At 44.1% G+C, this 21,078-nt stretch carries 19 protein-coding genes; 2 read left to right on the top strand and 17 right to left on the bottom strand.

Annotation, left to right across the window (positions count from 1 at the left end):
• Positions 1-80: 80 nt before the first annotated feature.
• From ACLI08_RS02555 to ACLI08_RS02540, 4 genes are all read right to left on the bottom strand, one after another.
• Positions 81-1,472 carry an OmpA family protein gene (locus ACLI08_RS02555; protein WP_411426887.1) on the bottom strand — a complete coding sequence of 464 codons (1,392 nt, stop codon included), beginning with the start codon at positions 1,470-1,472 and terminating at the stop codon, positions 81-83.
• Positions 1,473-1,582: 110 nt separating this feature from the next.
• Entirely contained in the window at positions 1,583-2,776 is a 1,194-nt protein-coding gene (gene kbl, locus ACLI08_RS02550) for a glycine C-acetyltransferase (RefSeq protein WP_411426886.1), read from the bottom strand.
• A 69-nt stretch (positions 2,777-2,845) separates the two neighbouring features.
• Complete coding sequence (locus ACLI08_RS02545) at positions 2,846-3,307, bottom strand: hypothetical protein (RefSeq protein WP_411426885.1); 462 nt, start codon at positions 3,305-3,307, stop codon at positions 2,846-2,848.
• Positions 3,308-3,312: 5 nt separating this feature from the next.
• Positions 3,313-6,462 (bottom strand): UvrD-helicase domain-containing protein, encoded by a 3,150-nt coding sequence (locus ACLI08_RS02540; protein ID WP_411426884.1) that lies wholly within the window; start codon positions 6,460-6,462, stop codon positions 3,313-3,315.
• Between the two features lie 307 nt (positions 6,463-6,769).
• Here ACLI08_RS02540 and ACLI08_RS02535 point away from each other — a divergent pair, with 307 nt between their 5' ends.
• A complete protein-coding gene (locus tag ACLI08_RS02535; RefSeq protein ID WP_411426883.1) occupies positions 6,770-7,408 on the top strand; it encodes an SLATT domain-containing protein in 639 nt (212 codons plus the stop codon).
• Between the two features lie 67 nt (positions 7,409-7,475).
• Here the strand turns inward: ACLI08_RS02535 and ACLI08_RS02530 are convergent, their stop codons facing one another.
• Complete coding sequence (locus ACLI08_RS02530) at positions 7,476-8,465, bottom strand: hypothetical protein (protein WP_411426882.1); 990 nt, start codon at positions 8,463-8,465, stop codon at positions 7,476-7,478.
• Positions 8,466-8,681: 216 nt separating this feature from the next.
• Between ACLI08_RS02530 and ACLI08_RS02525 the strand changes: the two genes are divergently transcribed.
• Complete coding sequence (locus ACLI08_RS02525) at positions 8,682-9,290, top strand: superoxide dismutase (RefSeq protein WP_411426881.1); 609 nt, start codon at positions 8,682-8,684, stop codon at positions 9,288-9,290.
• Positions 9,291-9,354: 64 nt separating this feature from the next.
• Here ACLI08_RS02525 and ACLI08_RS02520 read toward each other — a convergent pair whose 3' ends face one another.
• The 12 genes from ACLI08_RS02520 to ACLI08_RS02465 all read right to left on the bottom strand — a co-directional run bounded on the left by ACLI08_RS02520 (position 9,355) and on the right by ACLI08_RS02465 (position 21,064).
• Positions 9,355-9,867: a hypothetical protein gene (locus tag ACLI08_RS02520; RefSeq protein WP_411426880.1), complete on the bottom strand. Its 513-nt coding sequence runs from the start codon at positions 9,865-9,867 to the stop codon at positions 9,355-9,357.
• Positions 9,868-9,923: 56 nt separating this feature from the next.
• The gene (locus ACLI08_RS02515) at positions 9,924-10,973 is read right to left on the bottom strand and encodes a PA0069 family radical SAM protein (protein WP_411426879.1); all 1,050 of its coding nucleotides are present in this window, start codon (positions 10,971-10,973) and stop codon (positions 9,924-9,926) included.
• A 120-nt stretch (positions 10,974-11,093) separates the two neighbouring features.
• Positions 11,094-11,555 (bottom strand): PEGA domain-containing protein, encoded by a 462-nt coding sequence (locus ACLI08_RS02510; protein ID WP_411426878.1) that lies wholly within the window; start codon positions 11,553-11,555, stop codon positions 11,094-11,096.
• A gap of 82 nt (positions 11,556-11,637) precedes the next feature.
• The gene (locus tag ACLI08_RS02505) at positions 11,638-12,177 is read right to left on the bottom strand and encodes a YceI family protein (protein WP_411426877.1); all 540 of its coding nucleotides are present in this window, start codon (positions 12,175-12,177) and stop codon (positions 11,638-11,640) included.
• A 19-nt stretch (positions 12,178-12,196) separates the two neighbouring features.
• Positions 12,197-12,568: a hypothetical protein gene (locus ACLI08_RS02500; protein WP_411426876.1), complete on the bottom strand. Its 372-nt coding sequence runs from the start codon at positions 12,566-12,568 to the stop codon at positions 12,197-12,199.
• An 18-nt stretch (positions 12,569-12,586) separates the two neighbouring features.
• The gene (locus ACLI08_RS02495) at positions 12,587-13,444 is read right to left on the bottom strand and encodes a DUF5777 family beta-barrel protein (RefSeq protein ID WP_411426875.1); all 858 of its coding nucleotides are present in this window, start codon (positions 13,442-13,444) and stop codon (positions 12,587-12,589) included.
• 7 nt (positions 13,445-13,451) lie between these two features.
• Entirely contained in the window at positions 13,452-13,853 is a 402-nt protein-coding gene (locus tag ACLI08_RS02490) for an OB-fold protein (protein ID WP_411426874.1), read from the bottom strand.
• Complete coding sequence (locus ACLI08_RS02485; protein ID WP_411426873.1) at positions 13,853-14,620, bottom strand: T9SS type A sorting domain-containing protein; 768 nt, start codon at positions 14,618-14,620, stop codon at positions 13,853-13,855. Before ACLI08_RS02485 ends, ACLI08_RS02490 begins: the two co-directional genes overlap by 1 nt.
• Before the next feature lie 13 nt (positions 14,621-14,633).
• Entirely contained in the window at positions 14,634-15,146 is a 513-nt protein-coding gene (locus ACLI08_RS02480) for an ankyrin repeat domain-containing protein (RefSeq protein ID WP_411426872.1), read from the bottom strand.
• A 208-nt stretch (positions 15,147-15,354) separates the two neighbouring features.
• Positions 15,355-16,752 (bottom strand): efflux transporter outer membrane subunit, encoded by a 1,398-nt coding sequence (locus ACLI08_RS02475; RefSeq protein ID WP_411426871.1) that lies wholly within the window; start codon positions 16,750-16,752, stop codon positions 15,355-15,357.
• 13 nt (positions 16,753-16,765) lie between these two features.
• Entirely contained in the window at positions 16,766-19,933 is a 3,168-nt protein-coding gene (locus ACLI08_RS02470; protein WP_411426870.1) for an efflux RND transporter permease subunit, read from the bottom strand.
• A gap of 18 nt (positions 19,934-19,951) precedes the next feature.
• On the bottom strand, positions 19,952-21,064 hold the full coding sequence (locus tag ACLI08_RS02465; protein ID WP_411426869.1) for an efflux RND transporter periplasmic adaptor subunit: 1,113 nt from the start codon (positions 21,062-21,064) through the stop codon (positions 19,952-19,954).
• Positions 21,065-21,078: the final 14 nt, after the last annotated feature.

The raw sequence follows: 21,078 nt of genomic DNA, 5'->3' as shown, positions 1-21,078 counted from the left end.
CCTCTAATTTACAGAAATTATAGCATAAAAAAAACGCCCCCACATTGTGGAGGCGTTCCTGGTATATTTCTTATTTAAAACTATTCAGTTTTGATAAGTTTTACTTCAACCCTACGGTTAAGTGCTTTACCTTTTGCAGTTTTGTTAGATGCAATTGGCTTAGTTTCACCATAACCTTTAGAAGTTAGCCTGTCAGCAGCAATACCGTTCTCTACAAGGAAGTTCCTTACAGCAGCAGCCCTGTTTTCAGATAGTGTTTGGTTAAGCGCGTTGCTACCATCGCTATCTGTGTGGCCTTCAATGCTAAACTGAGCCTGAGGGTATTCTTTAAAGATAGCTAGCATAGAAGCAAGTACCGGCATAGTTTCTTCTTTAAATGAAGCCTTACCACTGTTAAACAGGATAGTTTTACCGTACTCGTTTAGTTTCTTCATAACTTCTTCAGTTACTTCAGGACAACCACGGTTAGCTGCAGTACCTTTTACGTTAGGGCAAAGATCATCTTTGTCTAGTACACCGTCGCCATCAGTATCTGGCCAAGGGCAACCTGCGTTTTCTTTAGGACCAGCTACATCCGGACACTTATCGTCTTTATCAGCAATACCGTCGTTATCTTTATCAGGACAGCCCATTAGTGATTTAGGACCAGCTACATCCGGACATGCGTCATCTTTATCTGCAATACCGTCGCCGTCTGTATCAGGACATCCGTTAAACTCTTTAAGACCAGCTACATCCGGGCAAGAGTCGTTTTTGTCTATTATACCGTCGCCATCTGTATCAGGGCAACCGTTAAATTGCTTAGGACCAGCTACATCCGGACACTCGTCATACTTGTCATAGATACCGTCTTTGTCTGTATCTTTACCACCAAATTTGAAGGTAAGACCTGCAAAGTGCTGAATGTGGCGTTGTACGTTAGCTTCAGTCTGGTCTTCAAACGTGTGCTTGTACGTAGATTGTACTGTAAGGCCTACGTTATCGCTAAACCAGAAGTTTACACCTAAACCACCGTTTACTGTACCGTTACCCATTTGGTCTATCCATGTGTAACCACCACCAATGTGTACGTACGGGTTAAACCAGCTCTTTTCAAGGATACCATACTTAATAATACCATCTACAGCATAGTAAGTAAGGTCGCCAGGGTTAGAGATAGTGTAGTTAAGAGTACCCGGCTCACGGCTTACCCACTTGTCTATTTTGTTTACCGATCCGGTAACACCAAATGAGAAACCACTACCTACGTAGCGCGATACGTTAATGTAAGATACTGAAGGAAGAATGTTCCAGGTATCTTTAGTTTTAAAGTAGTGTGTAAACTGATCTTCAAATTTTGAAGAAGCACCAAATCTGTTGCTTACAGCATTAACACCAAAAGACACTGCCCATGGGTTATCCTCGTTCTGCGCCTGGGCAGTGAAGCCCGCAGCAAGCAACGCAGCAACGAAAAGTTTGTTTAGATGTTTCATACTTTTTTGTTTTAATTACATATAGGTTATATACTACAAAATTACTTGGTTGTACCGTAATGGCAAAACGAATTAACAGAATATATCCTACAAAGCTGCTTAAAATATAGTTAAATCACACCCAAAGATTTCCCAACCTCTGTAAATGAGGCTATCGCTTTGTCTAAATGTGCCTGTGTATGGGCTGCAGAAAGCTGTACTCTAATACGTGCTTTTTCTTTCGGAACCACCGGGAAGAAGAATCCTATTACATAGATTCCCTTCTTTAAAAGTTCGTCGGCCATGGTTTGGCTTAGCTTGGCATCGTAAAGCATTACGGGTACTATAGCGCTGTCTCCATCTATAATATCAAACCCGGCTTTTTTCATGCCATCTTTAAAGTAGTTGGTATTCCACTCCAGCTTATCACGAAGCGATGTGTCCTTTTCAAGCAGTTCAAACACCTTAATAGAGGCGCCCACTATAGATGGCGCAAGCGAATTACTAAACAAGTACGGGCGCGAACGCTGCCTCAGTATTTCTATGATTTCTTTTTTACCGGTTGTATAACCGCCCATAGCACCGCCAAGGGCTTTGCCCAAAGTTCCGGTTATAATATCTACACGGCCCATAACGCCTTTTGCCTCAAGCGTACCTTTGCCGGTTGCGCCTATAAAACCGGCAGCATGGCACTCGTCTACCATTACCATGGCATCGTACTTATCGGCAAGGTCGCATATTTTATCCAGCGGGGCTACAAGACCATCCATACTGAAAACACCATCGGTAACAATCAGCTTAAAGCGGTGGCCTGCTTCGGTAGCTTTTATAAGTTGGGCTTCCAGGTCGGCCATGTTGTTGTTTTCATAGCGGTAGCGCGCTGCCTTACACAGGCGTACCCCGTCTATAATACTTGCGTGGTTAAGGCTGTCGCTTATTATACAGTCTTCTTCGCCCAGTAGCGGTTCAAACACCCCGCCGTTAGCGTCAAAAGCAGCTGCATATAATATAGTGTCTTCTGTACCGTAAAAGTTGGCTACGGTTTCCTCCAGTTTTTTGTGGATGTCTTGCGTACCGCAAATAAAGCGTACCGATGACATACCAAAACCGTGCGTATCCAGCGCGTCTTTTGCCGCCTGTACCACTTCCGGGTGCGATGAAAGCCCCAGGTAGTTGTTAGCGCAAAAGTTTAGTACCGTTTCGCCCGATGTAAGGGTTATTTCTGCACCCTGCGGCGAAGCAATGATGCGTTCTTTTTTATACAGCCCGTTTTCTTTAATTGATTCCAGCTCGGCAGCCAGGTGTTCTTTGATTTTTGAATACATAGTTTGGGTTTGTTGTTTATAGTTTATTGTTTGTTGTTCGGCAAAGTTACAGAAACGATTTCATTTCGGTTAAATTGGTTTTTTTGTACGACTTTGTTTTTTGTTTTCGTAGTCAAAAAGCAACTTATTTAGTTGTTCAGTTTTTTTTATATCAAACAGATTAGATTGTACCGCTAAGTCAGCAGCGTTTTTTAAATCGTAAAACTGATTATCAGTGGTAATCTTTCCCTTGGCTATTATTTTATCAACACGTGTAAAGTAAGCTTCAAATACATTTACATCATATCCTGTCTCCTCTTGTAAAAAATCATTAAAACCAAAATCAAGTTGTTCAATAAATACTTCAGATAAATCTTTAAACCATTGTTTTAGTTTTGAAAGCCTTGATTTGGTAAAATGCTCTTCAGTTTGTGCCGTCAGCTGATCTAGATACTCACCTTTAATGAAACCGGTTTTTTCATGGTAATCTAGCGTGGCAAGCACGAGCTTTTTATAATAAACAAGTTCCGTTTCTTTATTTATAGCATCCATCAATATTAAACATTAACAATCTGCATTTCCTCGCCTATGTATACTATAGTCTGCTTTTCTACCGTGTAGCCCATTTGCCTAAGGGCAAAAGCATAGCCGCCAAGCTGCCTGGCGTATTCGTCTTTATGCGCGCCGGTTTTATAATCCAGCAGGTAGGCTGAGGTACCGTTAATAGCCACGCGGTCGGGTTTCAGGTTGGGTATGCCCGGGCCTATAATGTTGTGCTCATTAAACACCGTATTGCCATCGGCAAAGAAAATTTCCAGTTCAGGGTGTGTTACCACTACCGATACGATTTCCTCCATATCCTCGCGCTGGCCGGTGGTAATAAGTCCGTTTTCTATGGCTTTGGTAAGGGCGGTATCTATGTCATGCCTTGTTTTTACATAAGAAAGCACCTCGTGGGTTACGTTACCAAACTCTATGGCCTTTTGCTGCGTGCTGCCCCACATAAGCGATTCGCGCTGCGCTATTTTTACCATACGCGGGTTAAAGCGCTGGCGCACTACCTGTATTTTGGGTTGTTCGGCCGTATGCAGTTCGGGTGCCGAAAGCCGCTGCGGGTTGCCAAAGGCATATTCTGTAACCTCCCGGCTAAAGTTGGCATATTTATCAAGGTATTCTATAAAGAAGGTCGACATATTATTTTCGGGCAGGGCACCGCTTTTACTAAAGTTAAAGCCACTTATTATATAAAGCTGCTCTTCGGCACGGGTAAGGGCTACGTACAGGATGTTGATGTTGTCCAGCATTTCCTCCTGTGCTTTAATGTTATAGAGTTCGGCGGCTTTTTCACCATATTCGGTAACGGCACGGCTGCTGTCTATCAGGGCTTTTTCAAATTCAAATGTGTCGTCGTCCAGTTCCAGCCACAGCTTATCACGGCGGGCGCGGCTGTAGTCTTCTTCGGCAAACGGAAATATAACTACCGGAAACTCCAGACCCTTACTTTTATGTATGGTCATAATACGTACGGCATCGTTACCTTCCGGCGATGGTATGCTGAATTTAGAACCGTTTTTGTCCCAATATTCCAAAAAGTCGGCTATGCCGCTTTGCGTACGTATGTCGCGCTCTAAAACCAAATCCAGGAAGTACTGCACGTAACTCTGGTTGGCTTTCTCTTTAATAAACGCGTCAATAATACTCTCCACAGCCTCGTAAAGCGATTTTTTTCGGCAATCCCTAAACGATATGTGTATGCCATACTGCGCCAGCCAGTCTTGCAATGCCTGTTCTGTAGGCTGATCCATACCCTGTGCTATAAAATCATGCGTGGCAAGGGTGGTTTGTGTGCGGCTTGCAAAATAGAGGAAGTGCGCCTTAGCCTCTTTATTCTCGTTACTTTTAAGATAGCGCAGCAGGTTTAGGATGAGCTTAACCTCAGTAGCGTTTTCTATCAGCAGCGTTTCGCTGGACAGTATGGGTATGTTATTTTCGGTAAGATAGTTAGCCAGTAGTATGCCGGGTTGTCTTTTTCGCGTAAGCAAAACAATATCCTTGTACTGAAAACCCTGCGCACGGGCTTTTTCTATGGTAGCCAGCGTAGCCTGCAGGTACAGGTCGTCTTTAGTGATTTCTTCCTCATCATCAGTTCCAACTTCCGAAATTTCGGGAACAAACGAAATATTTACGTAACCGCCTTCTTTGCTGTTAACGGCTTGAGGACTCGCAGCATACAAATCGCGGTACTCCTCATTACTAAACCTGTCTGACAAAAAGGTAAAGAACCCATTGTTAAAGTTAATCACCTCGCTGTAACTCCTAAAGTTGGTGCCCAGTGTTACGGTTTGCTTATCCGGGTTAGAAAACGGGTTAAAGGTTTCCTTGCCCAGCTCTATAAACTGTTCGGCACGGCCACCACGCCAGCGGTAAATACTTTGCTTTGGGTCGCCCACTATCATAAGCGAGCCGCGCCCGGCATGGGCATCTTCGCCCGCCAGGGCATTGTCTATAAGCGGAATCAGGTTGTGCCACTGCATGTGGCTGGTATCCTGAAACTCGTCTATAAAAAAGTGGCGGTACCGTTCGCCCAGGCGCTCGTATATAAACGGCGCGGGCTGGTTTTGTATTTCTTTGTTTATAATGGCGTTAAACTCAGAAATCGAGAGTATGTTTTGCTCCTCCTGTATACGCTTCAACTCCTGGCCTATGGTGTTTAGCAGGGATAGGGGCGTAATGTTTTTAAGGAAGGCTTCGTAAAAGTTCTTCTTTTCGTAATTCTTATAAATGGCCTTTAGGCGGCTTATAAGGTCGGGCAGCAGGTGTTCTATTATGGCGCGGTCTTTAGCCGTTTTGTTTATGGCAACTTCCTCCACCTCATAAAAGCGCTTGTGCGATGGTTTCAGGGCATTATCCCGAATGTACCCTATATGGTTAGGGAACGTACCGCGCGAAAACGACTTTAAATCTACCCCGTTGTTTTCCAGTATGGTAAACATTTCATTGGCCTGCGCTACGCATTCGGCCTCAAGCTGGGTGGCAGTTTGCCGAAGTTTGTCTTTAATCACAAGGAAGTCGGCAATAGATTTGCTTTCAAACTGCTCCAGTTCGGCACGGTTGTTTTCGTCTACCAGCAGCCGCCCGGTTTGGAACAGCTCGTGGGTTACATCCCAACTCTTATCATTATCCGTTTTATCTAATGAAAAGTCTACCAGCAGGGAGGTCAGGGTTTCGTCGTCGCCCGCTTTGGCTATTACGGCATCTACCGCTTCCTGCAGCAGCAGGTCGGTTTCCAGCGATACTTCAAAGGTAACGGGCAGGTTAAGGTCGTGCGCGAAGGCACGGATAACCTTGTGGGTAAACTTGTCTATGGTACTAATATCAAACGCCGCGTAGTTGTGAATGATGTTTTTAATAATCGCGCGGCTCTTGTCCTTAATGGTAGCCAATGAGAGTCCGGTTTCCACATTTAATACCTGCATGAGCATCTCGGCACGAGGTCCCGGGTCGTCTTTAGCAAAATCGGACAGGTTAAGGATAATACGGGTTTTCATCTCGGCAACAGCCTTGTTTGTAAAGGTAATAGCCAAGATGCGGCGGTAGGCATCATCGGTAGGGGAGGTAAGCAGTATGCGCAGGTATTCTTTAACCAGTGTATAGGTTTTACCCGACCCTGCCGAGGCATTGTATATAGAAAAAGCGGTTTTTGGCATAGGGTAAAGGTACTAATTTATGATTTCAGTTTGCAGTCGCCCTCGCAGTTTTCAGTCTCTGTCATGGCGAGCGGAGGTACGGAGCGCGGCAATCTCGTTTTTGTACCACAGAGCGCACAAAGTTTTTACACAAAGTTTCTCGAAGGTTTTTCTTTAAAGCACACAGAGCATTCCTTCGGAATGTGGGACAGTCTGCTTAACGGTTTGAATAACTACTAAAAATATGATGAGAAAAGATTAAAGTTTAGGATGTTTTTTATCTTTGGATAAAACCAAAGTCCAATCATCTTTAAGTTCCAAAAATATTATGTCTAAAAAAAGTTATAAAGATTATCTTGATAAAACATTTCTAGAAGAACTAAATTATAAAATCTGGATCACGAAAGGTTGTAGATTCAACGCTAGTTCTAGACTTGTACGTATGGGGAAATTATCTAATCTTGCGTTAAATATGATTTCAGTATATTTGACTATTGCAGGATTATTAACAGTCTACAACATCAGTTCTCCGATAGTTGACAACAATTTATTGGCTTATCTTATAACTAGCCTTTCGATAGTCGCACTAGTCTTTGGGCAGATTGAAAACTCCAAGGATTATAGTTTAAAAGCTAGAGATTTTCATAATTGTGGACTTGAACTTTCTGAAATATATAATGAATTGAGGATTTTTAAAACTCTTGAGGATGATTCAAGCATCGAAAAGAAAAGACAAATGGCTTTAGACATATCTCATAAGTATCAAAGGGTTTTAGAAAAGTATGATAATCATCTTCCGATTGATAATAGATTAGAGCAATCTAAGACTCCAAAATATCATGAGTTAAGTCAGTTACAAGTAATAAGGTTTAGAATTGAGTATTATTTCGCGACTCAATTTCTATTTCATACTCTTATAGTAATCCCAGCAATTTTTATTACAGTAATTCTTTTTTATAAGAATTAACATACTCCTAAAAACATAAACCCCCGGCCTTTCAACCGGGGGTTCACTATTTTGTATAAAAAAAGTATTACTGCAGGTTAAATACTGATACCGTTTGTTCCTTGTAGGATTGATAGCTTGGTTGACTACTATCGGCTTTGTCTGAGCAAATCACAATTTGCGTATCGGTAATAAACGATACACCCTCTACATTACCGTATAGTTGTAAAGTTCCGGTGCCTATTACCCCACTTGAACTACCCAGCGGGAACGTATATGCAGTGCCGCCTGTTATGCTCCATGATGTGCTGCTTAATTGCCCCACCCACAGTTGTCCGTCTTCCTGTGCGGTTATAGCCACTTTCCCGGTAGATGATATGGCAAGGTCTGAATAATCTGTAAACGTTACCGATGATGGCAGGGTGATTTCGGTAACCAGGTTCCAGCTGGAGCTGCCTTTTAGCAGTACCGCTATTTTCCCGGTGCCCTCTACAAGCCCAAGCAGGTAGTTATTGCCACCGCGCGATACCCATGCAAGCCCTTCAAACGCCTTATTGTTATTTGATGACGAAAAGTTATAGTCGGCCCAGTCGCGGCTTTGGTAGTTCATGGAAGCATCGAGCCTGCTGATGCGCGGCTGGTACACGCTGCCGTTTGCTACTGATTCTTCCACTACATAAAAGTGCGGCGTACCGTTTGCCTCATACGTAATACCTTCATAATTAGAACTCCCCGAACCCGGTGCGCCCGTACTCAGTAATGAGTTGCTGGAGCTGTTTATAGGCAGGGTACTTTTTATTTTGGCTATTTTCTGCGTGTTATCGCAGGCTACGTAAAAGTAGCCGCCAAGGTACTGCACCCCGCTGGCCTCAAAAACGTCTGAACTGTTATAGCCCGGAAGCAGTTTGTATATTTTGGCCTCGGCTACCGGTGCTCCCAGTACGGTGGCACCCGATATTTTACCTGTTGCGGTAGTGTGTTTTTTGGCAGTGGTGGTTTGGGTAAGGTCGTTGCTGCTACACGATGCAAGAACGGCTGCCATAAGGGCAAATGTGGCAAATGGTAATTTGTTTTTCATATTTGTTTTAAGGTAATGGTGTGAAAAACAAATGTATTAGTATTAGGTACCGGGCAGGTTACCAAAGTTTTACGGCATTATTAAAAAAAGCAGGTATTGCAAATGTGGATTTGTTAACCGGGGTGCTAAATATTTACAAATTGTTATTTTTTGTAACCCCGAAAATCCCTAAATTTGATTTAAAATTTAATACTAATCTTTTAAACCAAGATAATCATGGCTTTTGAATTACCAAAATTACCGTACGCATACGATGCACTGGAGCCGCATATAGATGCCCGCACCATGGAAATCCACCATACAAAGCACCATAACGCGTACACTACTAACCTTAATAACGCCATTGCAGGTACAGACCTGGAAGGTAAAACCATAGAAAACATTCTTATTAACCTTGATATGACCAATGCCGCTGTGCGTAACAACGGTGGAGGTTTTTATAACCACAACCTGTTCTGGACTATCCTTTCGCCAAAAGGCGGAGGTGAGCCAACAGGCGAACTTGAGGCTGCTATAGAAAAAGCATTCGGTTCGTTTGAGGAGTTTAAAGCAAAGTTTGCCAAAGCTGCTGCTACACAATTTGGTTCGGGCTGGGCATGGCTTTGTGTACACCCTGGCGGTAAGCTAGAGGTATGCGCTACACCAAACCAGGATAACCCACTTATGCCCGAAGTAGGCTGTGGTGGTACACCAATCCTTGGCCTGGACGTGTGGGAACACGCTTACTACCTGAACTACCAAAACCGCAGGCCTGATTACATTGAAGCTTTCTTCAGTGTAATTAACTGGGAAGAAGTAGCAAGGCGTTATGCTAACGAGAAATAATTTTCTTTAATTTTAGATAACCTGGAACGGGTGCCGAAAGGCGCCCGTTTTTTTTGTTACGAATTTATTTTTTTGCCATAGTGTAATCTATCACTCCATCAGTAAGTTTTAGTACCGCTTGTCCGCTACTTACTTCGCACGAAAATGTACCCGTAATTTTATTCTTCTCGGTAAAATCCAAATTGTAAACAAGGTCAAATCCAGGAACCAATTCAGGTTCATTGTAGTACGTGGTATACACCTGAGCTTGCCCTCCGTTAGGTCTGTCCGGAACATCCATCATTATTTTGGATAGATGATAGATGCCGATTTCATTTGGCCCCTCCAGGTACATTTGAAATGTATATTTGGGGAAATCTTTGTTTTCTTCCAAATAATTAACCCCGTAAAGTTGTATACCGTATTTCTCTCCGCCCGTTCTTTTAAGATCATTCTCGTATAAATCAGTAAGTACAACTTTTTCTCCGTTTAAATCAAAAGATATTGTGCCGTGTGGTTTTGTATCCACAGTGTCGTCGTCATTTGAACACGATGCAAACAGCGTAAGGCTCAATAATAAAAGTAACAGCTTTTTCATAGGAAACGGTTTTTGATAATTGGTTTATAAAAATCTTTCAAAAACCGAGCCAAACACTAAAACAAACTCAGCTGTTCGCCCTTGGTGCCATCAAAAAGGTCGGTGCGCAGTTCCGGGAAAACGCTGCCCGAAAAATACTTTTGCCGTCCCACTCTAAACGTGGTATGTATCATTTCTGCAATGTTGCCTTCGCCTTTGCGGCGCTTAAAAAAGGTTTTTTCGCCCAGCTTGCCGCCGTGCATGCTTTCTATGTGGTGTAATACTTTGTCCTTACGGTCAGGGTAATGCTCCTGTAGCCAGTCGATAAAAATAGGCTCAACCGCATCGTTTAACCGTACCAGGGTATAGCCAAAATCCAGCGCGCCCTTTTCTTTAATAACCTTCAGCGTGTTTAGTATCTCCATACTGTTTAGCCCCGGGATAATGGGCGCTACCATAATGTGTACGGGTATGCCGTAACCTGAAAGCGTTTCTATGGCTTGCAGTTTGTTATGTACCGATGAGGTTCGGGGTTCCAACTTTCGGCGTAGCTCCTCGTTTATGGTAGGTATGCTGAGCGATACGGTAACCAGGTTTTTCTCTGCCAGGGGTTGTATAATGTCTATATCGCGGGTTACCAGCGCGTTTTTGGTTAGTATATGCACCGGGTGGCGGTAGTCCAGGCACACCTGTAGCATTTTGCGGGTTATTTCCATTTTTCGCTCTGCGGGCTGGTAGCAGTCGGTATTTCCGGACAAGAGAATGGGCTCTGCCTTATAACCCCGTTTTTTAAAGAACTGTTCTAACAGTTGGGGTGCATTTTTCTTTACCATTATCTTCCGTTCAAAGTCTACCCCGGCGCTGTACCCCCAGTACTCATGCGTGGGGCGGGCAAAGCAGTAAGCACAGCCATGTTCGCATCCCTGGTAAGGGTTCATGCTGTACATCATGTGCAGGTCCGGACTTTTTACGGTATTTACAATAGTTTTCGGGAATACTTCCAGTAGTTCTGTTTTGGCTACAGTTTCTTCAAAATCATCATCGTAAATGGATTTTTCGTACCGGTGCTGTATAAAGCGGTTGTGTATATTTTGTACGGCTCCCTGCCCCTTAATTTCCTTTTTCATTACCTGCGCACATTATTAGTGCAAAGTAAATTAAATATTAGAAAATAATCTTATAATAAAGAAAATAGTTTTAAACAAAAAGCCCTGCATTGCGGCAGGGCTTTTTATTATTTTTACAATTTACAGTCGCTCTAACTGGCCTATTTTTTCCAGTGATCCGTTTATGGGTTCTAAAGCAACATTAACCTGTACGGCTCCGTTTTTATATGCTGTACTCTGTCCCAGTTCAGTGTTTATCTTGTCTGGTGTAAGCTTATACATAGCTCCCGTGATAGGGTCTACTATAAGGCCTATAATGCCGCCAAAAACAACATTGCCAATATACCAGGCATTAAACTTTCGTTCCAGTTTTACTTCGTAATCTTTATAACCCTGAAGGCGAATTGTAAGTGTATGTGTTTTTTTGCGCTCCAGCGTTACGTTTGCTGGCGTGCGGGCTTCAAAAGTTCCATCTACAATTACATCGGCCTTTGCAGGGCTGCTAACTACGCTGATGGTTTGTTTTGAGCCACAGACAATTGTGGCACAGCTGCTTAATAGTAGAGTACACGATAATACCGGTACCAGATACATTTTTTTCATCGGAAAATTATTTGGTTGTGGCGCAAAAGTAGTTTTTTACAGCACAATTCAAACAACCTCTGTCAAAAAAAGCGCTTAAATCTTATTTCTCGGTAAGGGTAAACTTGCCGTTTATTTTTACGTTTTCGGCAATTTTATTTTTTACCAGTGCCGGAATGGCTATGTTATAATCCTGTGGTTTTACACTAAACGAAAACGTGCCGTTAGTGTCTTTTCCGGCAGGCTTTATGGTTATTTTCTGCTTTACCTTTTTGGTTACGTTGTGTATGGTAAGGTCGCCCTCTACATCGTATGTTTTTTCGGTAGTGGCATTTTTATCATACCCTATGATTTTCCCTTTAAACGATGCTTTAGGGTACTTGTCGCTTTCCATATAGTTTTCGTTAAAGTGCTCCTCCATCAAAGGCACTTTAAACTTAAACCCTTTAACCAGCACCAGGAAAGCAATTTCTCCGGTGTTTTTATCCAGCACTGCCGAAACCGTGCTGTTTGTAGCCGCGATTTCTTCCAGCGAAGGCATACTGGCTTCAAATTTAACCTCGCCGGTACGCGTTATTGCTTTTTGCGCCATGGCACCGTAGCCCATAAGCAGGGCAGTACAGGCTATTATTATCTTTTTCATGGTAGTGCTATTTTAAATATTATTGTTCCGGGCAGCCGTTTGCCTTCCAGGTTTTAATCAGATCAATCAAGGGCTGTGCCATTCTGCCGGTGGTAGGCATTACGCTACCGCAAGACTGGTCGTCTATTCTGCATACCACATCGCCGTTAAGGGTTTCCTCTTTTACCTGGTCGTAGGTTTCAAAGTACGGTTGCTGCCCGTAGGTTTGGCTATGGCAGCTTACACAGTTATTCTGAAAAATGGGTTTAATGTTACTAGTATATACGGGATTTGGTACCGCCGGGCCGGCAGCCTCTTCATACGTATGCGAATCGCATGACGTAAACAGTGTTATGGCACCCGAAAGGATGCTAACCATAACACCCAGTGTGATTATATGTTTTGATTTCATCTTCTTGCAATTTTTTAGTTAGAAAACCCTGTACATGTTAAACCCAAAGAACGCACTTCCTTTGCCCCAGTTTCCGGCCGCGTTTGTAAAGTAAGATACATCGTTCATAGGCTGGCTGTTGCTAAACACCAGTTGAAATACGTGCCCACCGGTTTCTATATCAAGGCCAAAGGTAAGTGGGTTTTTGTACAGCGTAGTGCTTTCGGGGGTGTTTACCCTTGCTGCATATTCTGCGTTAATGCTCATGCGTTTGGTTATTTTGCACCGGCCACCGGCCGCTACTAAAAACTGGTCTTTGTTTTCGTAGGCAGGCTCGTATAAGTTTTTATGTACGTATACCGGAGCCAGTTCTAACGACACGCGGTCGTTTATTTTTCTTGAAATCAGTAACTGCGTAGAAAATGCAAAGCGGTCTGTAGCTTTAAGGTTTGGGTACTCTTCTTTTTCTAGTTTAGAATTAATATCCCAGGTGTTGTAGCCTACTACAGTTACCGGGCTACCGCCTTCTTTTTGCAGGGCAAGCCTGTACTTGGCAGCCAGTTCGTAGGTTTTATTATACGTATGCCTTGAACCCGCTACCGAAAGCCAGTCGGTAAGGCCATAAATCACGCCCAGTTTTGTATAGGCATTATCTAACCCAAAGAAATTATCAAGCCCGTATTGCAGGTCACCAAAACGGTGCGATACCACAAAGTAAAACTCTTTTTTTGCCGCCAGTTTGGTGCTTTGCATACTACATATCTGTATTCCTTTAAAAGCGGTTGCTGCATCGGCCTTAGGAGTCCATGTAGAATCCAGGTCTTTTAAAAGATCGTCCTGAGCATGCGCAGCGCCACACACAAGCAGTGCGGCAACTAACATCTTAAAATATTTCATAGTGTGTTTATTTTTTCTGTTCGGTAATAAAGCATTCATCCAGGCGTACTTCCTGCATTAGGTCGTCATAGCCCACAACACGGCCTTTAAGGCTAAGGGGTGCGCCTACCGTTGCAGTAGCTGTAGAATCATGCAGGGTACATAGTACAGTGCCGTTTAGCGTTGCGGTATTACCTTCGGCAGCCGTTACCTCGCCGGTAAGCGCTACGGCCTTATTCAGGTATTTTTTAGACGCTGCCTGCTCATTTTCGCCAAACTCTTTAGTAAGCTGAGCCGCTGTTGTGGTAAACGCGGCATCTTCAGTTTCTACATGGCGGGCACCGCCGCTCATTACATATTTGTAACCGGCAAAGCCCCCTATGAGAACAACGGCTATAACGCCAAGTGCTATTTTAAACGTTTTGCTCATTAGTGTTTTACTTGTATTTTTTTCACGGTTTTGTTGCCGTTACCCGTGATTTCCACAAAGTAGGTGCCGTTGTCAAGTGAAGCTACGTCTATAACAGTAGTTTCATCTTTGCTTGCAGGAGAAAGTTCTCTTACAAGGCGTGCATTGATGTCGAATATCCTTACGGTATCTATAAGTAAACCTGCCTGGTTGCTTATGGTAACAGTGTTAGAAGCAGGTACAGGGTATACCAAAAGGTTTTCTACTTTAGCAGCATCTTCTACACCGGCTACCGTACTAAACGTTAGCCTGGAGGTGCCTTTAGTATCATGTTCTGAACTTACGGTTGTGTTTGGCCCTATAGCCCAAATAATATTAAGGGTAGTAATGGTGTCGTAGTTAAAGGTATAGTCTTTACTATCGCCGGTGCTTAGCGGGCGTGTAGCTACTATAGTGCGCGTGGTTCCGCTTACATCATTGCTAACAAGGGTAAGGTTATTTGTGGTGTCTGTGGTAGGTGCGCTGTGTCCGCCGGGCAAAGACCTGTCTAATAACGATGTGCCGTATTGTACTATGTCTGTATTGCTACTCATAGAAGTAGCGTTAAGCCCTATGGCAAACCATTTGTTAGATGGCCCGGTAAGTGTATACGTTGCAAGGTTTGCAGATGAATCAAGGTCGATTTTTACAGTCATACCGCCTATTGTTACGGTGCCGGTTGATTTTGTTTGTGCAAATGCAGCGCTCATTGCAGTAAGCGCAACCAGTGTTAGGAATTTTCTTTTCATGCGTTTTTTTGTTTTAGTTATCAAGTAGAATTATGAGTTCTGTATTCTGGGAATTGTGAGCGTAGTCCAGGGCGGTTTTACCCTCATTGTCTTTTATGCCTTTATTAGCACCCGCAGCTATGAGCGCTTTGGCACAATCGGTTTTTCCGAAAAACACCGCGTAAATAAGTGCTGTTTTACCCGAATCTTCGGTAACATCCGCTTTGGCACCTTTTTGCAGCAGGAATTTTACAAGTTCCACATTGCCATTCATTACAGCAGCCATAAGGGCGGTACCCTGTTTGCTTTTGTAATTAATGTCGGTTGTTTTACCGGCAATGTACTTTGCCACATCGGTGTTGCCGCGGTAACACGCCAATATAAGCATGCTGTTACCGTTAGCGTCTACAGCATTTACTACCGATTTGTCTTTTGCAGCAAGCTTTTCCAGTTCAGCTACGGTGCCTTTTCGGGCAATGTCAAACTGTGCCTGCCCGTAGTGGAGTAAGGGGCACAGCAACAGTGCAAACAATAAACTCTTCTTCATTTTAGCAAATTTTAAGACGAATTTATGATTTTTTACGATTAGTTAGTAATAATATCTTATCATTTTAATCAAACGATAAGATATTATGCCGTTACTATACAAGAGGATAGCCACAAAAAAGCCGCCCGAAACAGTTTCCTGCTCCGGGCGGCGTACATAAAACAAACAATTAATCTATATGAAATTAAGATTGCTCTTAATTCTGCTGTTACTTCCAGCCGCCTCCAAGTGCCTTATAAAGGGTTATGGTAGCCGAAAGTTTTTTGTATTTCATATCTATAAGGCTTAGCTCGCTGCTAAGTGCGTTGTTCTTAGCCGTAAGTACTTCCAGGTAGTTTACCATGCCGTAATTTAAAAGTTCGTCGCTGTAATCGGCGGCTTTTTTAAGGGCATCGGTCTGCTTTTCATACAGGCTTATTTTTTCCTCAGCATTTTTGTAGTTCGCCAGTGCATCGCTTACCTCGCGGCTTGCTGTTACTACCGATTGCTCAAACTTTACATACGCTGCCTCTTGAGTAGCCTTAGCCGCTTCGTATCGGGTGCGTATCTGCCTTTGGTTAAATATAGGCTGCGTTAAGCCGGTTAGCACAGTTGCAAAAAGCGAGTTAGCACTGAACCACGTTTTAAGGTCTATACTCTGTAAACCACCCTGTGCCGTTATGGTAAGCGAAGGATAAAACGCGCTGCGGGCCACATTGGTAAGTTCAAAAGCATTGATTAAGCCATATTCGGCACTAATTACATCGGGCCTGTTTTTAAGCAGCGACGCAGAGTAGCCCAACTTAATCTCTGGGTTTACCACCTGTGCCGAAAAAGTGCCACGTGCTATTTTGTGCGGTGCTTCACCCAGTAGTAACGACAGGCTGTTTTCGGTAAGCGTTATACTGTTCTTAAGGTCGGCAATAGTAATCTCGGTAGCGTACTTCTGGGCTTCGGTTTGTTTTACCGCCACTTCATTAGCACTACCGGCATCCATTAAAGCCTTAATGGTTTCTATGCTTTCTACACGGTTTTGCAGCGTGTTTTCGGCTACCTTAAGCTGTTCGTCCAGTGCTAAGAGCTGGTAGTACATACTGGCCACATTAGCTATAATGGTTGTTTTTATAGCCTGGTTAGCCGCTATGGTTTGCAGGTAGGTAGCATTGTACGCCCTCTTATTGCTGCGTATTTTACCCCAAATGTCGGCTTCCCAACTAAGGTTTGCCGTAAGCAGGTAGGTATCCAACGAACCATTAAAGAACGCCCCGAACTGGCTGTTTTTAGCCAATTCCTGGTGCTGCCAGCTTGCCGTGCCGCTAAGGGTAGGAAAGAAGCCTGCCTTACCTTGCTTAAGGTACGCATCGGCTGTGGCTATGTTTTGTAATGCAACGCGGGCATCAAAGTTATTTTTTAGGCCTGTTTTAATATGTTCCTGTAGTTGTGGGTCTGTAAAAAGTTTGTCCCACTTAGTGTCGGCTAATGAGGTGCTGTCTTGTGCCACTACCTCTGTCCTGTACAGGTTTTCGGCTTTTACGCTGGGGCGCTTGTAGTCTTTCGCTGTAAAGCAGGACTGTAGCAGTAACCCGGCGGTAACCGATAAAACTATTTTATAAAGATTTTTTTTCATGATGATCTCAACGTTATTCCATTACCGGGATTTCTTCTTTCTCATTGTTGTCTTCCGCTTTCGGTTTGCCCGAAATACGCTCCTGTAAGCCCTGGAAAATAATGAACAGTATAGGGATTACAAATACCCCGAATACCGTACCTATAAGCATACCACCTACGGCACCCATACCTATACTCTTGTTACCCACGGCACCTACACCGCTGGCAAGAGCAAGAGGCATAAGCCCGAAAATAAAGGCAAACGAGGTCATAAGGATAGGCCTTAAACGCGCCTGGGCTCCCTCTGTAGCGGCTTGTACCAGGCTAAGCCCGTGCTTGCGCCGCTGCATGGCGAACTCTACAATTAGGATGGCGTTTTTAGCAAGTAGGCCTATTAGCATAATAAGCGCCACCTGGAAGTAAATGTTGTTTTCCAGCCCGGCTAGTTTTACAAAGCCTATGGCTCCGGCAATACCCACCGGTAACGATAGCAGTACCGAAAGCGGCACTATATAGCTTTCGTACTGGGCACTAAGCAGGAAGTATACAAATATTAAACTCAGCAGGAACACCCCTGCAGCCTGGTTACCGGCTATGATTTCTTCACGGGTCATGCCGCTAAACTCATAGGTGTATGTTTTAGGAAGGTGCTTTGCCGCAGTTTCCTGAATGGCCTTAATCGCGTCGCCGCTACTGTAGCCTGGCTTACTTTTACCGTTTACGTTTACGGCCTTAAGCATGTTAAACCTTGCCACCGCTTCAGGGCCATAAATTTTCTTGAAGCTAACAAACTGGCTTATGGCTACCTGCTGATTTTTGTCGTTACGAACGTATATTTTATTTATTGAGTTTTCATCGGCGCGCTGTCCCGGTTCGGCTTGTATCATTACACGGTACTGTTTACCAAAACGGTTAAAGTCGGTAGTATACAAACCTCCGTAGTATCCCTGCATGGTATTAAATATGGTACTTACCGATACGCCTGCATCTTTAGCACGCTCCACGTTTATATCCATTTGATACTGCGGAAAGCCCGGGTTAAAGTTGGTTATCGCATACTGTATCTCAGGGCGTTTGCTCAGTTCGGCCAGGAACTCGTTGCTTACCTTACTTACGGTAGCCCAGTCGTCGTCTCCGGTATCCTGTATTTTAAACTCAAAACCATCGGCACTACCAAAGCCCTGTACGCTTGGCGGGGTAAAAAACAGCACACGTGCATCTTTAAACCCGGCAGTACGGGCAAAGAGTTCGCCCACTACAGCATCTACACTTTGGTTTTTTTCGGTGCGTTCGCTCCAGTTTTTAAGGCGGATAACAGAGAACGCGTAGCTACCACCGTTTACGCGGTTAAGTAAGCTAAAACCTACAATGTTCATACGCGACTCTACAATATCCATACTTGCAAGGATGCTGTCCAGCTTGTTTACCGTTTTTTGGGTTTGTTCCAGCGTGGTTCCCGGCGGCAGGGTAATGTCGGCCATAATGTTCCCGCGGTCTTCATTCGGTATAAACCCGCTTGGTGTAGTGGCAAAAAGGAAATACGTAATGCCTATAAAAACAAACAGTATAATACCTGTAACCCATTTATTTTTTGCCATGCGTCGAAGGGAGCCGGTGTACTTGTTGTTCATGGCATCAAAACCGCTGTTAAACGCCGTAAAGAAACGGTCTTTAAGGTTTTTCTTTTTGTGTTCGCCATGGTCTGTGTGTGGTTTAAGGAACAACGCACACAAGGCAGGCGAAAGCGTAAGCGCATTTACCGCCGATATTACAATAGATACCGCAAGGGTAATGGCAAACTGCTTGTAAAATACCCCCGATGGCCCGCTAAGGAATGAAACTGGGATAAACACCGCCGCCATAACCAGCGTAATAGATACAATAGCGCCTGTAATTTCGCTCATGGCGCTAAGGGTAGCTTTTTTGGCATCTTTTTCGCCTTCGTCCAGCTTGGCGTGTACAGCCTCTACCACCACAATGGCGTCGTCTACCACAATACCAATGGCAAGGATCATGGCAAACAGCGTAAGCATGTTTATAGAGAACCCAAATACATTGAGGAAGAAGAAGGTGCCTATAATAGCTACCGGTACCGCAATGGCCGGAATCAGGGTGCTGCGCACATCCTGTAAAAACAGGAACACCACAATAAACACCAATATAAATGCTTCTACAAGCGTATGGATTACCTTGTCTATAGAGGCATCCAGGAATACTTTAGTATCGTAAGGTACCACGTAGTCTATCCCTTCAGGGAAATTTGGCCTGGCACTTTGCAGAATGGTGTTTACCTGGTCTATGATTTCGTTAGCGTTAGAGCCTGAGGTTTGGAAAATACCTATGGCAACACCATCGGCACCCATGGCAAAGTTCTTTTGCCCATAGTTAAATGCACCTAGTTCTACCTTTGCTACATCACTAAGGTGTACAAAATTACCTTTGCCTATTGCCTTTACCACTATGTTTTCATAGTCCTGGGTTTTATTAAGGCGGCCTTTATATTTAATGGCGTACTCGTATACACCCTGTGCGTTTTCGCCAAATTTACCCGGTGCGGCCTCTACGTTCTGCTCTTGTAGTGCTGCCTGTATATCAGCAGGGGTAATGTTGTACGACGCCATTTTTTCAGGGTCTATCCATATACGCATTGAGTAGTCTTTGGCACCAAACACGTTTACCTGGCCCACACCTTTTACCCTTTGCAGCTTAGGCACAAGGTTTATCTTGGCATAGTTTTGTACAAAAGTACCATCGTATTCCTTGTTTTTGCTGTAAAGCGCCAGGAACATCAGCGCGCTGGTCTGGCTTTTAAGGGTGGTAATACCGGTGTTTATAACCGCCTGTGGCAGCTTGCTTGTAGCGCGCGACACACGGTTTTGTACGTTAACCGCAGCAATATCAGGGTTTACACCCAGCTCAAAGTATACGGTAATATTAGCAGAACCATCGTTAGCGGCAGAGCTGGTCATATACGTCATACCCTCTACACCGTTGATTTCTTCCTCCAGCGGTATTACTACCGAGTTAAGTACTGTTTCGGCATTGGCACCGGTATAGGTAGCCGTTACCTGTACCGTAGGGGGTGCAATTTCCGGGTATTGCTCTACAGGGAGCGCAGTAAGCCCCAGTATACCCAGTATGGTTATCAATATCGAAATTACGGTACTCAGTACCGGCCTTTCTATAAATGTTTTTAGCATAAGTAGTGTGTGTGGTTATTATTTTGCAGGAGTAGTAGCGGCTTGTGGGGCAGGAGCACCCGTTTGTGGTACTATGGCCATGCCGTCTTTAAGTTTTCCTGCACCTTCGGTTACAATTACCTCTCCGGCCTGTAGGCCTTCGCTTACTATAAAGTTGGTACCGCTGGTATTGGTTATGGTAAGTACTTTACTCTTAACTGTATTGTCTTTATTTACAACGTAAATCATTTGTTTGCCCTGCATATCAAACACCGCGTTTTGTGGCACCACAATAGCGTTGTTATACGTTACAGGTATGCGTACCGTACCCTTGCCACCACTGCGCAGCACGGCCTCAGGGTTATTAAACTCTGCCCTGAACTGGGTGGTACCTGTTGTAGCGTTAGCCAGTCCGTTTACGGTTTCCAATTTGCCTTTAAGGTTGTACTCGCTATCATCGGCAAGGATAAGCCCCACAGGAGGCACATTTTTAAGTTTTTCCTGTAGTGTAGCGCCTTTAAAAGTTTTGGCAAAGCTTATCAGCTGGGTCTCATTCATGCTAAAGTAAGCACGGATTACATGGCTGTCGCTTACGGTTGTAAGCGGGTCTGCAGTGGTAGGGCTAACTAATGCACCCACCTTATACGGAAGCCCGCCAATAACACCACTAACCGGTGCGGTAATGGTACCGTAGCCTATGTTAGCCGCTACGCTTGCGTATGCTGCTTTAGCCGCCTGAAGGTTAGCCTGGGCGGTTTCCAGCTGCACTTTGCTTATAATTTTACGGTCTACAAGGGGTTTAAGGCGGTCTACTTCTACCTGAGCAGCGGCTACCTTAGCCTTAGCCGATGCCGCATCCTGGTTAAGCGTCTGGGTTTCTATTTTAAAAAGTACTTGTCCTTTGTGTACTTCTTGGCCTTCATCTACCAGTATCTGGGTTATAAATCCGGTAACCTTAGAGCGAATTTCCACGTTTTGCTGACCTTCAAAGTTAGCCGGGAACTCATTATACACCACAGCGTTTTCTGCGGTAACTGTGGCTACAGGAAACGGCATAGGGCCGGCTGCCTGCGGAGCCTGTTCTTCTTTTTTGCCGCACGAAGCCAGCAATATCAATGCGGCGAAAGCGCCGATTAGGGTTGTTTTCTTCATAAGTGTTTTTAAAA

Origin of the sequence: Flavobacterium sp. RNTU_13 (assembly GCF_046614455.1) — a bacterium.
In the GTDB taxonomy this organism is placed as follows: Bacteria; Bacteroidota; Bacteroidia; order Flavobacteriales; family Flavobacteriaceae; genus Flavobacterium.
The sequence above is the reverse complement of the archived record's forward strand: the minus strand, read 5'-3'. Positions and strand labels throughout refer to the sequence as shown.

What these genes read in the sequence shown, in the direction of transcription:
- ACLI08_RS02535 (WP_411426883.1), top strand. Translation starts at nt 6,770, where the DNA reads ATGTCTAAAAAAAGTTATAAAGATTATCTTGATAAAACATTTCTAGAA.
- ACLI08_RS02480 (WP_411426872.1), bottom strand. Translation starts at nt 15,146, where the DNA reads ATGAAGAAGAGTTTATTGTTTGCACTGTTGCTGTGCCCCTTACTCCAC.
- ACLI08_RS02520 (WP_411426880.1), bottom strand. Translation starts at nt 9,867, where the DNA reads ATGAAAAAGCTGTTACTTTTATTATTGAGCCTTACGCTGTTTGCATCG.
- ACLI08_RS02545 (WP_411426885.1), bottom strand. Translation starts at nt 3,307, where the DNA reads ATGGATGCTATAAATAAAGAAACGGAACTTGTTTATTATAAAAAGCTC.
- ACLI08_RS02500 (WP_411426876.1), bottom strand. Translation starts at nt 12,568, where the DNA reads ATGAAATCAAAACATATAATCACACTGGGTGTTATGGTTAGCATCCTT.
- ACLI08_RS02490 (WP_411426874.1), bottom strand. Translation starts at nt 13,853, where the DNA reads ATGAGCAAAACGTTTAAAATAGCACTTGGCGTTATAGCCGTTGTTCTC.
- ACLI08_RS02555 (WP_411426887.1), bottom strand. Translation starts at nt 1,472, where the DNA reads ATGAAACATCTAAACAAACTTTTCGTTGCTGCGTTGCTTGCTGCGGGC.
- ACLI08_RS02525 (WP_411426881.1), top strand. Translation starts at nt 8,682, where the DNA reads ATGGCTTTTGAATTACCAAAATTACCGTACGCATACGATGCACTGGAG.
- ACLI08_RS02515 (WP_411426879.1), bottom strand. Translation starts at nt 10,973, where the DNA reads ATGAAAAAGGAAATTAAGGGGCAGGGAGCCGTACAAAATATACACAAC.
- ACLI08_RS02530 (WP_411426882.1), bottom strand. Translation starts at nt 8,465, where the DNA reads ATGAAAAACAAATTACCATTTGCCACATTTGCCCTTATGGCAGCCGTT.
- ACLI08_RS02475 (WP_411426871.1), bottom strand. Translation starts at nt 16,752, where the DNA reads ATGAAAAAAAATCTTTATAAAATAGTTTTATCGGTTACCGCCGGGTTA.
- ACLI08_RS02510 (WP_411426878.1), bottom strand. Translation starts at nt 11,555, where the DNA reads ATGAAAAAAATGTATCTGGTACCGGTATTATCGTGTACTCTACTATTA.
- ACLI08_RS02495 (WP_411426875.1), bottom strand. Translation starts at nt 13,444, where the DNA reads ATGAAATATTTTAAGATGTTAGTTGCCGCACTGCTTGTGTGTGGCGCT.
- ACLI08_RS02465 (WP_411426869.1), bottom strand. Translation starts at nt 21,064, where the DNA reads ATGAAGAAAACAACCCTAATCGGCGCTTTCGCCGCATTGATATTGCTG.
- ACLI08_RS02505 (WP_411426877.1), bottom strand. Translation starts at nt 12,177, where the DNA reads ATGAAAAAGATAATAATAGCCTGTACTGCCCTGCTTATGGGCTACGGT.
- ACLI08_RS02470 (WP_411426870.1), bottom strand. Translation starts at nt 19,933, where the DNA reads ATGCTAAAAACATTTATAGAAAGGCCGGTACTGAGTACCGTAATTTCG.
- kbl (WP_411426886.1), bottom strand. Translation starts at nt 2,776, where the DNA reads ATGTATTCAAAAATCAAAGAACACCTGGCTGCCGAGCTGGAATCAATT.
- ACLI08_RS02485 (WP_411426873.1), bottom strand. Translation starts at nt 14,620, where the DNA reads ATGAAAAGAAAATTCCTAACACTGGTTGCGCTTACTGCAATGAGCGCT.
- ACLI08_RS02540 (WP_411426884.1), bottom strand. Translation starts at nt 6,462, where the DNA reads ATGCCAAAAACCGCTTTTTCTATATACAATGCCTCGGCAGGGTCGGGT.